Below are 11,989 nucleotides of genomic sequence, written 5' to 3' on the forward strand. Positions count from 1 at the left end.
GGCGACACCCCCCCCTCAGCTGTGGGGAGGGGGGGGGTGGGGTGTGGGTGGTCTCTCTGGGTCTGTGGCGTGGGGTCGGCCGGGGGGGGGGGTGTTGGGCCCCCCCCCCCCCCACTTCCTGCCGGACTCCAGCTTAGCAAGGGGTGAATTACAATCATGGGCCCCACCATCAAAGTCGTGCGATGCGCCGAGCCCGGCAGGCTGGTGTTTGAGGAGCAGCAGGCGCCAGGCACTCCGCCGGAGGGGTGGGCACTGGTCGATGTCGGCTATGTCGGGATATGCGGAACCGACTACCACATCTTCGAGGGCAGGCATCCTTATCTCGCCTATCCGCGCGTCATGGGCCATGAGGTTTCGGGAATGATCGCGGCAATCAACGCGCCCGTGGACCTGTCGGTCGGAGAGCAAATCCTCGTCAATCCCTATCTTGCCTGCGGACATTGCGCCGCCTGCCGCCAGAGCAAGCCTAATTGCTGCATGGCGATCGAGGTGCTTGGCGTGCACCGTGACGGTGCGATGAGTGAGCAGATTCTCGTGCCGGCGCAGAACTTGATACCAGCGGCCGGCCTGTCACCGGTCGAGGCTGCCACGGTCGAGTTTCTAGCCATCGGTGCCCACGCGGTCCGCAGATCCATGGCGGGGCCGGGCATTCGCACCTTGGTTATCGGCGCCGGGCCGATCGGCCTCGGCACCGCGCTTTTTGCGCGCATCGCGCAACTCAACGTGACCGTCATGGACATCGATGCCGAGCGGCTGACCTTTGCCGCGAGGCAACTGGGTTTCCTAGTGATCGACGGATCGAAGGGATCGATCGTCGAAACGATAGCGGAGCGAACTGCGGGAGCAGGTTTCGACGTCGTCTTCGACGCCACGGGGAACAGCCGTTCGATGCAGTCTGCCTTTGCCTATGTTGCCCATGGCGGCGTCATGGTGATGGTAAGCGTCGTGCCGGACGACATAACCTTCTCAGATCCAGAGTTCCACAAGCGGGAAATGATGCTGATCGGCAGTCGCAACGCGACGCGTAGCGATTTCCAGCACGTCACTGCCTCGATCCGTGCTGGAAAAATACCAATCGACCAACTCGTCACCCACCGCACCACCCTGCGCGACAGCCCACGCGACATCGCAATCTGGGCGCAGCAGAAGTCCGGTCTGATCAAGGCCGTTATCGACGTAGCGGGATCTGGCTGACGTCGGCAACACAATCAAGATATGTCATCGCAGCCCTGGTGCTGCATTAGGGAGGGGGAGTGGCTCGGTGACGCCAGGCTAAGCGTCGCGCTTGACACGTATTCGGCGTGGTTTTCCTCAGTGACAATTGTCCCTGCCGAACTGGCTTGGCGTTTCACTGATTGCAGCGGGCGCAGTTCTCGTCGCATACAAAGGTTGAAGCCGTGAGGCAACGATCCTTCCGGCACAAAACGTGTTCCATGCAAAGTCCACCGGGTATTCGCACCGCTTGAGTATCCGACGTCGCTATTCTATATGATGCGTGATGTTTGATGCGCGCCAAGGAGGGCGATATGAGAACCACACTGGCGATCGATGACGATGTCCTGGTCGCGGCCAAGGCCATGGCCCGGCAGCAGGATCGCAGCCTCGGCGAGGTCATCACCGATCTCGCCCGGCGCTCGCTGCGCCGGCCACAAGCCGGCGGCGAGCGCAATGGGATTCCTCTATTGTCGCCTCGGCCGGATGCACCTCCTGTCACGCTTGAGACGGTCAATGCCTTGCGAGACGAACTGCCTTGACGTTCCTGCTCGATGTCAATGTGCTGATCGCACTGATAGATCCTGGCCACGTCGCCCATGACGACGCGCATGGCTGGTTCGAAGAGACCGGTAACGCGGCATGGGCTACGTGTCCCATTACCGAAAACGGCGTCCTGCGCATCGTCGGCAACCAAAGATATCCTAATTCTCCCGGTTCGCCCGCCGTCGTTGCGCAAATCGTTACCAAGTTGCGGGCTCTGCACGGGCACAGCTTCTGGCCCGACGATGTGAGCCTGGTTGGCTCCGGCGACATCGATGCAGCGAAAATCCTGACCTCGGCACAGGTCACGGATACGTACCTTCTCGCGCTCGCCAAGGCGCGCGGCGGCCAACTTGCCAGCTTTGACCGCAAGCTGTCAGCGGCGGCCGTGAAGGGCGGGAAGTCTGCACTGCACCTGATTCCCACAAGGTAGACCGCCGGGCTCTTCGGTGCAGTCTGCCTTTCGATCTTCTTGGCTTTGAATTGAGGATTCCGCAACTTGTCGCGCTCAGCGCACTCCAGTGGATCGCGAGCGGCTATCTGACCATAGTTTGCGGGGCATTCATCTCTCCCCTGCGCGTTCGCGCTTGGACGCGCGGCGCTGACACTCGTCGCCGTCTCTGTCGCCGTAAGACGACAACCCGATCACACGATCATGTCACCCATCTCTTCCCCAGGCCCGCTGCCCATCTGGACAGTTCGGCCTTGCCCCAATTGCCCTTTCAGCTGAAACGATTAGGGCGGAAGGTCGCAAGCATGGGATGCGGATTGCCTGAGGCGATTTCTTTGGCAAGCAATTCGCCGACGATCAATCCAAGCGTGGCGCCGCTGTGGCTAAAGGCGACGTGAAGCCCGGCGACGGTCTCGACGGAGCCAAGCACTGGCTCGCCGTCGCCCGGGATGGGCTTCGGGCCAACTGCATAGGTAGCGAGTTGGAGCCGCGGATTGCCCTGGAGCACCGCACTAGCCTCGTCGAGCAGTCCTTTGACGGTCTTGTCATGCACGATGTAAGTTCCGTCAGAGTTGACCACGACTTCTTCCTCCGACCACGCCGAATCCAAAACAAGTTCGCCATCCGGCGTCGGGCGCACCGCCACGCGCGGCGTATTCAGCACGGCACGGAGCTCGGTCCTGATCGGCTTGGTTTTCAAGAGGAGTGAAATCGGCGTAGCGTCGGGGATATGGACTCCGATCTCAGCAAGCATAACAGGCGTCGCTGGCCCAACGCAAAGGATCACTGCATCCGCCTTTACCGGCACACCATCGGCAGTGACGACGCCACGCGCGCGACCACCTGTGGCATCCATCCGCACGCGTCCGGCGTTCTGGACGAGCTTGCCGCCGCGGGAGCGGAACTCATTGAGCAGCAGATCGATCAGGCAGGGCAGGTCAACCCATCCTTCGCCAGGATTGAAGATGGCACCCTGCGGGGTGATGGCGCTGGCGTTGACGCCGGGCGTCACTGCGCCGACTTCGGCAGGGCCGAGCAGAAGCGCGTCATAGCCAATATCCTGCTCCAGCTGGCAGATGGACGCGATCTGGTTCGCCTCATCATCCCGATCCCAGGTGAGGCCGCCGTCAAAGCGAAGCCACGACGCCGTTTCCGGCCTTGTGGCGGCCAGGGTCCGATAACGGTCGATGCCTGCAAGCCTCAAGCGGTGGTAGGCAGTGTCAGCACGTCGCGCTGAGTTCAGCCAGGAAAGTGAACGGCCGGATGCACCGTTAGCCGGCGCGCCGTCGTTGACAATGGTTACATCAACGCCAAGACGAGCAAGGTGCAACGCGGAAGAGATGCCGAAGATGCCCGCGCCGATAACAACGACATGGCGCAGCTTTGGGGAGGCAGTCATAGAGATATCCTTCTTCGCAGAAGACGGGCTGGGGGTTGTTGGATCGCTGCAGAGCGTGGCGGAACTAGTAGTCGGTGAGCTTCTTCATGTAGCGCCGGCCCTCAAGCATTGGCCGGCCGCGCAGACCGGCCAGCTCGTAGGCAAAACGCCATAGTGTGTCAAAAAAGACCAAGGGAACGAGATAGGGTTTGATGTGTTCTGACATACCAGTGAGGTCGAGTTCCGTTCCATCGAGCACCAGGATGTTTTCCCGGCTGCCGTGCTTGAAAAGGAAATCGCGAGCGCGTTCCGTAAGGTGCCTCGTCTCGTCCAAACCCAGCAAGACCACGAAGCAAGCGTCCCGGTTCACCACCTCAAATGGGCCGTGAAAGAACTCGTTGGCATGTATGGCTTGCGAGTCGTACCACTGCATCTCCATCAACACGCAGATGGCGTAGGAATACGCCGCACCGTAGCTTGCACCGCTGGCCAGTGTGTAGATGGTATTGCACGGCGCGAAACGGGGTGCGAAGGCCTTAAACCGGTCGGCATAGGTCCGGTGCGCACGTTCGATCGCCGGCTGAAGATGGCTCAGGCTCATCAGCAGATCGGCGGTCAGCCCGGCATCCTCCCGAGCATCGATTAGGCCGGCGAGCAACATGTAGAGCACGCCGTAGTTGCTGCGGGCTGCATCGATCGGTTTGCCCGTCGTGTAGGAGGCCTGGTAGGCGACTGCGTGGTCGACCGCCTGCGCGAGGGGCGATATCTGGTCGAGCGTCATGCCGATTGTCGTCGCGCCTTGATCCTTTGCATGATTGGCCGCTCGCACGGTCTCGTGGGTGGTGCCTGTCTGCGAGCAAAGGATAACGAGCGCGTCAGGTCCCAACCGCCGCGGATCTCGGCAGACGAACTCATCCGCGTTGTAGATGTCGCAGGCGAATGTGCCGCTGTGACGGTCGACGAAGTATTTGCCTGCCATCATGATCGAGAGCGAGCCGCCGCACGCCACGAGGAATAGATGCGAAAACTGCCTGCCCGCCGTAGCGGCCAGGGCGCGTTCAACGTCGGCGGGGAGGGCGAAAATCATGAGGTTCCTCTTCTCGTTGACAGAGCTTGGGCCGGCGCACAATTGACAATGGCGGGCCATTGTGCGAACGTTATCACACCCTTTAAACTGAAAGTCCTGCGATGGTCAAGATTGCCGCGATGGGCGACAACGTGGTCGATTGTTATCTCGCTCGCGGCGAGATGTATCCTGGCGGAAATTGCCTCAATGTCTCGGTCTATGTCAGCCGCTTCGGCGGGCAGTCGGCCTATGTTGGGGCGATCGGCAAAGACCGGGCAGGGGACTTGATTCACGCCGCACTCAAGTCCGAGCGCGTGGACGTCACCCGATTGCGGCGCCTTGAAGGGCCGACCGCCTACTGCCTCATAGGTCACCGCAACGCCGATCGGATTTTCCTGGACTTCGATCTCGGAGTTTCGGCGTTCACGCCGACGCAAGAAGATCTGGATTTTCTCTCGGGTTTTCAGGCCGTCCACATCGGCCAGTCCAGCGGTCTGGACCCCTGGGTTGCCGCTGTATCAAGTAAGTCACTGTTGTCTTATGATTTTTCCACCCGGCGGGAACCGGGACACCGACGCGAGATTGGGCCCTATTGCTATCTGGCTTGCGTCTCGGGTGACGGTCTCGACGACAAGGAATTGGCCGCAATCGCAGCCGAATTGCTTGCATTTGGTTCAAAGTGGGTTCTTGTAACTCGCGGTCGGGCCGGCGCGGTGCTTCACGGCGCCACCGTCTCTTACCGAACCCCGGCGCGGTTGATCGAACCCGTCGACACCCTGGGCGCGGGCGACACCTTCATCGCGAGAACGCTATTCGGCCTGCTTAAGGAAGAGACGCCTCAGGACATTCTTGGCCAAGCCGCGGAGGCGGCGGCTGCTACCTGCCGGTACTACGGGGCCATCGGCTATGCGGCGGCAATCGATCTAGGAAAGATCACGCCGGAGGCCCTCCGCGGAGCTCGGCGCATTCAAGACGAGAGAACCGTCTAGCTGCGAAATTCATTGAGCAATTGACGCGAGAAATGGACAATGCTAGTTCAAGTGATAACGTTCTCATTCATCCAACCAACGCCATGAAAGAGCGTTTTGATGGATGAGTCGTCGAGTGGGACCGCAGGCCGACTTCGGCCAATCGTAAGAGGAGAAGACATGCAAACGAATTCGAGCAGGCGCCAATTTGTGAAATCCGGTCTGGCGCTGACGATCGCGCTGGTGACAGGACTTGGCACGTTGGCCGCATCAACGCAGGCAAAAGCGGCCGACAACCCCTACAACCTCATCGACCCGACGATGATCAGCGTCGGAACCATGGGCGATGCGAAACCCTATGTCTTCACCGACGCCAACGGCAACTTCACCGGCTTCGACGCTGAACTCTTCCGCGACGTGGCGCGCCGGCTCGGGTTCAAGGAGGAGCAGGTCGTTTTCACCGGCCAAGAATTCTCGGCGCTGCTGCCGTCTGTCGCCAACGGCCGCTTCGACGTCGCTGTCGCCGCCATTGGCACGACCGCGGAGCGCAAGAAGACCGTGGATTTTGGCGACGGCTATCTCGCTGGCTACCTGTCGATCATTTCGGCTGATCCGGCTCTGACGACCAATGAGAGCACCGCCGGAAAGCGCATCGGCGTGATCCAGGGAACGCTGCAGGAAATCTATGCTGAGAAGAACCTGAAGGGCGACATCGTCAAATTCCCCGACAACAACACTGCGGTGGCGGCGCTGAACAACGGGACGATCGATGGCCATTTCACCGACTATGAGTCGGCCAAGCAGTATGTGGAGCGCTACAACAACCTTAAGATAACAATGAATGTGCCGTCCTTCGACGCGCCTGCCGGATTCGTGGTCAAGAAGGGCAACGACGCTTTCCGAAAAGCGCTAAACAAGGCACTGCGCGAGGCCATGGACGATGGCACCTGGAAACGGCTTCACGAGAAATGGTTCCCGGGTACCCCGATGCCGGATCAATATCTGCCAAAGAAGTAAATTCGCGCGCATTCGCTATCGTTTCCGGCCGGGTCCGTGAGCAACGGTGCCCGGCCGAGTTATAGATGGACTTGATATGAGCTGGTTCGACAACTTCGCCCGCAGCTTTCTTGATTTCCAGGCGATGGCAGAAGTTCTGCCGAACATGGTGATGGTCGGCCTCAAGAACACCCTGATCCTGGCCCTTGCCTCGACGTTTTTCGGGACGCTGATCGGTATCGTACTCGCCGTGATGGGGATTTCCGAGAACCAGCCGCTGAAACTCCTTGCCCGGGTCTACACCGATATCTTCCGCGGGCTTCCTGCCATTGTCACAATCCTAATCATTGGCCAAGGCTTCGCGCGGTTGGGCCGAGATCTGTTCGGTCCATCGCCTTATCCGCTGGGCATTCTGGCGCTCAGCCTGATCGCCGGCGCCTATATCGGGGAGATTTTCCGCGCCGGCATTCAGAGCGTCGAGCGTGGTCAGATCGACGCCACGCGCACTCTCGGCATGACATATGGCCAAGGCATGCGCCTGGTGGTGATCCCGCAAGGCATCCGCCGCGTCCTGCCTGCACTGGTCAACCAGTTCATCGGCAACGTCAAAGACTCCAGCCTGGTCTATTTTCTTGGTCTGCTCGCCTCCGAACGCGAATTGTTCCGCGTCGGCCAGGACCAGGCCGTGCTGACCGGCAACTTGTCGCCGCTGTTGCTGGCCGGCGTGTTCTATCTCGTGATCACGGTGCCGCTGACCCATCTCGTCAATTACATCGACGCGCGCATGCGCGTCGGCAAACGTATCACCGCTGTGCAAAGTGGCCTCAAGGAAGTCGCCGAGCTTGCCGAAGCGATCGTGCCGGGCACAGAGACGTTACCTGCAGCAGCGCCCACACGCTTCAAGGGTGGCGGTATTGAGGTCAAGAATATCGACATGGCCTATGGTGTCGTCCAGGTCCTCCATGACGTCAGTCTGAAAGTGGAGCCGGGGACCGTCACCTGCCTCATCGGTCCGTCGGGCTCGGGCAAGTCGACCTTGCTGCGTTGCCTCAACCGCCTCGTAGAGTGTCGAGCCGGTGACATTCTGCTCGATGGCGAAAGCATCTACAAACAGACCCCTGACCAACTCCGGCGGCGCGTCGGCATGGTTTTCCAGCAGTTCAATCTGTTCCCCGACCGCAGCGCGCTCGCCAACATCACCTTGGCGCTTCGCAAAGTTAAACGCATGTCGCGCGAGGAGGCTGAGGGCGCGGCCTTGGCGAGGCTGAATGAAGTCGGACTGCTGGAGCGTAAGGACCATCGGCCGGCCAATCTCTCGGGCGGGCAACAGCAGCGGGTGGCCATCGCGCGCGCCCTGGCCCTCGAACCCGAGATTATGCTGTTCGACGAAGTCACCAGCGCGCTCGATCCGGAATTGGTCAAAGGCGTCCTGAACTTGATGGCCGATCTTGGTCGGGGCGGGATGACGATGGTGGTCGTTACACACGAGATGAACTTCGCTCGCAAGGTCGCGAACCAGGTCGTATTTATGGACGAGGGGCGGATTGTCGAGGCAGGCCGACCAGAGGACCTATTCGATAACCCGCAAAGCCCGCGTCTTCGGCGCTTTTTGTCCGAGGTGCTGTGATTGCAATGGTGTGCGCAACGGGGGCTGTTGCGGTGTTCGCCCTTGCGGACGGGCTTAACTGCCGCTAGGTCGCCGGCACAACGCGCGCATGGGCGCTAGGTTTGCCGAGTGACTCAAAGATCACCCAAAAACGCAACTATCATAGAGGTCGCTCGCCGGGCCGGGGTGAGTTCCGCCACGGCCGGGCGTGTTCTTGGTGACTACGGCTACAGCAGCCCCGAGGTTCAGGAGAAGGTGCGCGCCGCAGCAGTTGAGCTGGGCTACCGCCCCAATCGCCTTGCCAAAGGTCTGATCACCGGTAAAACGCAGACTATCGGCGTAGTGGTTGGCGACATCGAAAGCCCATTCTACGCCAGCGTGCTGCGCGGAATAGGGGATGTAGCGCGCCGTGGCGGCTTCGGGGTTATCGTTACGAACAGTGATGAAAATGCCGAACTCGAGCAAGAGGCGGTGCAACTGCTGCTGGAAAAGCAGGTCGACGGTTTAATTGTCTCATCGACCTTCGTGGACGAGCCGGATCACCTTCATGAAGCAGTCGCGGCTCGCTGTCCCGTCGTGCAGTTCGACCGCATGGTGGCGGGCCTGGAAACCGATTCAGTCGTGGTCGACAACGTTTCTGTAACGCATAGCAGCATCGCGGCGATGATAGCGGCCGGACACAGCCGCATCGGAATATTGGCGGAACTCGGGCCGGGCCAACGCGACGATGTTGGCTCGTTTGTGGCAAACGTTGATCTCTCCAGCGCTGATCTTCGCTACCATCATCCAAGCTGGCAGAGGCTATTGGGTTATCTCGAAGCCCATCGCGCCGCGGGCATTACGCCGGATCCGCAATTGATCCGTCGCGTGGCGCTCTATTCTAGCGAGGCAGCCCGCAAGGAGGCGCTCGATCTGCTGACAATGCGCAATGCACCGTCCGCTCTGTTTACGGCCGATGGTGTGATGTCGACAGGGGTTCTGGAGGCCATTTCCGCATTGAAGCTTGCGATTCCAGGAGACGTTTCGCTGCTCTGCTTCGACGATCTCGACTGGATGCAGTTCGTGGCCCAGGGTATCACAGCCATCGCGCAGCCGGCACATTTGATTGGAGCGGCGGCAGCGGAGCTTCTCTTGAAGAGGCTGGCGGAGGCCACGTTACCTTTCGAGCACCGTGTCCTTGCGGCCCGCTTGGTGGAGCGCAATTCAATTGCGGTTTATCTCACCCGCGAGCCCGTCTGATCCGGCCGCAACGGTCTATAGCTGGGGCTGAATTGCAGCGCCTCTCTATATCGAGGTCGATGCCATACAGGGATATTGACCTGCCGTATGTTTCTTCGCTTGCCTACACGCCATCGGCCATCGGCCATCTGCGGCTCGGCTCGGCTGAATGACAGCCCACCGCGGAACGCTGGATTTCAAAGAGGAATGTGTTCGGCGTGGTTCGGCCGACTATGTCCAGGATCACGGTTTTGATCCGCTATTGCGTGCAACAGTCCTAGCATGCTGCCGGGCGCAGGCCCCTTCAGGAATTTGAGTAGTCCTGAAACGCTGGTTCGCGCCGCCTCATCCAATAGGAGTATGCTCGCCGATGGCCCAAAGGAGATCTCGTGCAACCAGGGCCATTTGCATGCTCCAAGATGCGTTCTGCTCGGGCGCCAACGACAAGGATGGGGCTACAAGATGCCGTACCCATTCAGGTTTTCCCTTCCCCGAGAATGTGTCGAAGAAAGGTGTTTCGGGACGCCTGGCTCAGCTTCTTAAAAGGCATTCTAGTGGATCGAGAGCTATCCGCCGACTCCGCCCGTCGGAGAAAGGGATGATAGACTGTGCCGCGTTCGTCTTGGATGCGATGGGAATACGGCATGTACACAACCATCAATACCCTCGTGCGAACGATCAACGGCGGACGGCAGGTCTCGTGATACAGCGGATGGTTCGTCTACAGGACGAGAGGACGTTTTGGGGCCGATATCGACGACCATGATCTCCGGCGACACGCCGAAGCGCACCGGCAGCCATGATACGCCCAAACCCCCGGATACGATCATGTGCCTCCCACCCTCGACGACATGCCCATAAGCGAAGCGCTGTCCGTAGGCTGAATTGATGATGGGGGGGCCAACGAATGGCAAGCGCACCTGTCCGCCATGTGTATGGCCGCATAACGTCAGGCTGACACGGTCAGGGACAGTAATGAAGATGTCCGGTTCATGCGCAAGGAGCAATATCGGATTGCCGTCGTTGGGTATTCCGGCCATTGTTCCAGGCAGATCGTCGACGCCCTTGTACACGCCGCGAGAAAACTGCATGGCCCACTGGTCGCCAAGACCCGCGAGCCAGAATGCTGGGCCATCCTGCTGACGGATAAGCGTGGCGGTGTTCTCGAGGACCGGAATGCCATTGTCGACGAGGGCTCTGCGGACACTATCGACACCGTGCCACCAGTCGTGGTTGCCGAGAATGGCGTGGCAGCCGAGTGGCGCCGAAAGTTTCGAAAGAGAATTCCCCCAAACAGTGTCGGGCACGATCCCGGTGGCATAGCGTGGCAGCACGCCCATCACGTAGTCGCCAAGGAGAAGGATGATGTCGGGCTGCAGGCTATTCGAAACACCAACGATCTCGTCGATCCTGGAAACCGGCATCCAAGGCTCGCAGGCATGGATGTCAGCGACCACGACGATGCGCAGGGGCTTGGCAGTGGTCGGCCAGCGCGGCGGAAGGAGCTTGTAGTGCGTGACACTCAGTCGAAACCGAGGCTCAATCGCGATGGCATAACTCGCCAGACCGAATGCCGCGAGCGACACGGCGCCAAAGAGCTTCAGGAATGAGCGCCGCGACGTCAGCACTTGTGTTTTCCAGCAGAACTAGGTTGGTACTAGAGATCGCTACGTATTCAGCTGCGGCAGCCTGGACCACATCAACCGCGTGAGAGGCCTCGCTGGTCAATAGTTTCCCAAATTGGCGTCACCTGCAAGCATTGGTCTTTATTGCGCAGGGAAGGGAGCTCGGGCTAGGACCCGTCAACTGCTCCGAATTGCCACTGATCTCGGGCGGATGGTGCAGTTCCATTCCGGATGAATGCGTCGCCTTAGATGGCGAGCGCCTCCATCTCGATATCGTTCATTTGATCCCGTTTTTCGTCGGCCGCGGAATCGACCGCGCGCCCGCTTCGGGTCCGCTTAGTTGTCGCGACTGCGATCAGCTCGACCAGGGCCACGCGATTGAGGAGGCGCCGTCCGCGCCAGCTTTGCGTGATGCGGCAGAACAGGGGTGTTCGATGTTGCGCCATGTCGATGTGCCCGTCGGATGGTGATGCAATGTGGAGCGCAAGGCCTGTCTCGCGAGTGAGTTGTTGCAGTTCGACCTTCCACAACCGGCTATGGTCATCCAGCTTCGAGCCGACCGCTTCCCGCCTTTGACCTATCGCCTCGACAAGATTGCGGCGCTCTCGAGTTGAAGCCGGAGGGCGAACTTTCGTCGGCTGCAAACCGGCTTCTTACCGCTCTCGCAGTGTTTCCTGCTTGTATCGCATCATTGGCGAGAGAAAGTAGCTGATGATGCTGCGCATGCCAGTCTGGGATGTTCATTCGGACCCGAAGCTTGGTAACTCCAGTCTCCTCGGTTCGGTCCGAATGGACAACCTGCGCAAAGCTCACAACTAGAGCGGTTCCATCCCGATGGCATGTAAGCGGTGTTCTCAGGCCACGGCCCTGAGTTCAGGGACCCGGATATAGGCCCAAGGCAGCAGGTCGTCGATCTGGCTGTTCGG

Annotated in this window: 10 protein-coding genes and 2 pseudogenes; 8 read left to right on the forward strand and 4 right to left on the reverse strand. The window is 60.0% G+C overall.

Annotated features, from left to right (window positions below):
• Positions 1–168: 168 nt before the first annotated feature.
• From NKI70_RS33325 to NKI70_RS33335, 4 genes and pseudogenes are all read left to right on the forward strand, one after another.
• Positions 169–1,194 (forward strand): zinc-binding alcohol dehydrogenase family protein, encoded by a 1,026-nt coding sequence (locus NKI70_RS33325; protein WP_352726360.1) that lies wholly within the window; start codon positions 169–171, stop codon positions 1,192–1,194.
• Between the two features lie 98 nt (positions 1,195–1,292).
• Positions 1,293–1,393, forward strand: a pseudogene (locus tag NKI70_RS34160) (EamA family transporter); the annotation flags it as partial.
• A gap of 133 nt (positions 1,394–1,526) precedes the next feature.
• On the forward strand, positions 1,527–1,754 hold the full coding sequence (locus NKI70_RS33330; protein WP_352569963.1) for a CopG family transcriptional regulator: 228 nt from the start codon (positions 1,527–1,529) through the stop codon (positions 1,752–1,754).
• Positions 1,751–2,188, forward strand: a complete 438-nt coding sequence (locus NKI70_RS33335; protein WP_352726345.1) for a TA system VapC family ribonuclease toxin — start codon at positions 1,751–1,753, stop codon at positions 2,186–2,188. The genes NKI70_RS33330 and NKI70_RS33335 overlap by 4 nt, the downstream gene beginning before the upstream one ends.
• 289 nt (positions 2,189–2,477) lie before the next feature.
• Here the strand turns inward: NKI70_RS33335 and NKI70_RS33340 are convergent, their stop codons facing one another.
• Together NKI70_RS33340 and NKI70_RS33345 are read right to left on the reverse strand one after the other, a co-directional pair.
• On the reverse strand, positions 2,478–3,605 hold the full coding sequence (locus NKI70_RS33340; RefSeq protein WP_352726347.1) for an NAD(P)/FAD-dependent oxidoreductase: 1,128 nt from the start codon (positions 3,603–3,605) through the stop codon (positions 2,478–2,480).
• 64 nt (positions 3,606–3,669) lie between these two features.
• Positions 3,670–4,671 carry an SIS domain-containing protein gene (locus NKI70_RS33345; protein ID WP_352726349.1) on the reverse strand — a complete coding sequence of 334 codons (1,002 nt, stop codon included), beginning with the start codon at positions 4,669–4,671 and terminating at the stop codon, positions 3,670–3,672.
• A 101-nt stretch (positions 4,672–4,772) separates the two neighbouring features.
• On the opposite strand from NKI70_RS33345, the gene NKI70_RS33350 reads away from it, so the two are divergent.
• The 4 genes from NKI70_RS33350 (at position 4,773) to NKI70_RS33365 (ending at position 9,459) form a co-directional block, all read left to right on the forward strand.
• Positions 4,773–5,639, forward strand: coding sequence for a PfkB family carbohydrate kinase (locus NKI70_RS33350; protein WP_352726351.1), 867 nt, complete (start codon positions 4,773–4,775; stop codon positions 5,637–5,639).
• A 159-nt stretch (positions 5,640–5,798) separates the two neighbouring features.
• A complete protein-coding gene (locus NKI70_RS33355) occupies positions 5,799–6,635 on the forward strand; it encodes an ABC transporter substrate-binding protein (RefSeq protein WP_352569957.1) in 837 nt (278 codons plus the stop codon).
• A 76-nt stretch (positions 6,636–6,711) separates the two neighbouring features.
• Positions 6,712–8,241: an amino acid ABC transporter permease/ATP-binding protein gene (locus tag NKI70_RS33360; protein WP_352726354.1), complete on the forward strand. Its 1,530-nt coding sequence runs from the start codon at positions 6,712–6,714 to the stop codon at positions 8,239–8,241.
• Between the two features lie 108 nt (positions 8,242–8,349).
• Positions 8,350–9,459, forward strand: a complete 1,110-nt coding sequence (locus NKI70_RS33365; RefSeq protein WP_352726356.1) for a LacI family DNA-binding transcriptional regulator — start codon at positions 8,350–8,352, stop codon at positions 9,457–9,459.
• A 725-nt stretch (positions 9,460–10,184) separates the two neighbouring features.
• On the opposite strand, the pseudogene NKI70_RS33370 reads toward NKI70_RS33365, so the two are convergent.
• Positions 10,185–11,063 (reverse strand): annotated as a pseudogene (locus NKI70_RS33370) (metallophosphoesterase); the annotation flags it as partial.
• A 245-nt stretch (positions 11,064–11,308) separates the two neighbouring features.
• Positions 11,309–11,707, reverse strand: a complete 399-nt coding sequence (locus NKI70_RS33375; protein WP_352726358.1) for an ISAzo13-like element transposase-related protein — start codon at positions 11,705–11,707, stop codon at positions 11,309–11,311.
• Positions 11,708–11,989 lie beyond the last annotated feature (282 nt).

It is taken from the genome of Mesorhizobium sp. M0500 (assembly GCF_040321165.1).
Taxonomy (GTDB): domain Bacteria; phylum Pseudomonadota; class Alphaproteobacteria; order Rhizobiales; family Rhizobiaceae; genus Mesorhizobium.

Bases quoted from the DNA above. Each gene is read 5' to 3' on its own strand.
- NKI70_RS33330 (WP_352569963.1), top strand. From the start codon at position 1,527: ATGAGAACCACACTGGCGATCGATGACGATGTCCTGGTCGCGGCCAAG.
- NKI70_RS33340 (WP_352726347.1), bottom strand. From the start codon at position 3,605: ATGACTGCCTCCCCAAAGCTGCGCCATGTCGTTGTTATCGGCGCGGGC.
- NKI70_RS33345 (WP_352726349.1), bottom strand. From the start codon at position 4,671: ATGATTTTCGCCCTCCCCGCCGACGTTGAACGCGCCCTGGCCGCTACG.
- NKI70_RS33350 (WP_352726351.1), top strand. From the start codon at position 4,773: ATGGTCAAGATTGCCGCGATGGGCGACAACGTGGTCGATTGTTATCTC.
- NKI70_RS33355 (WP_352569957.1), top strand. From the start codon at position 5,799: ATGCAAACGAATTCGAGCAGGCGCCAATTTGTGAAATCCGGTCTGGCG.
- NKI70_RS33360 (WP_352726354.1), top strand. From the start codon at position 6,712: ATGAGCTGGTTCGACAACTTCGCCCGCAGCTTTCTTGATTTCCAGGCG.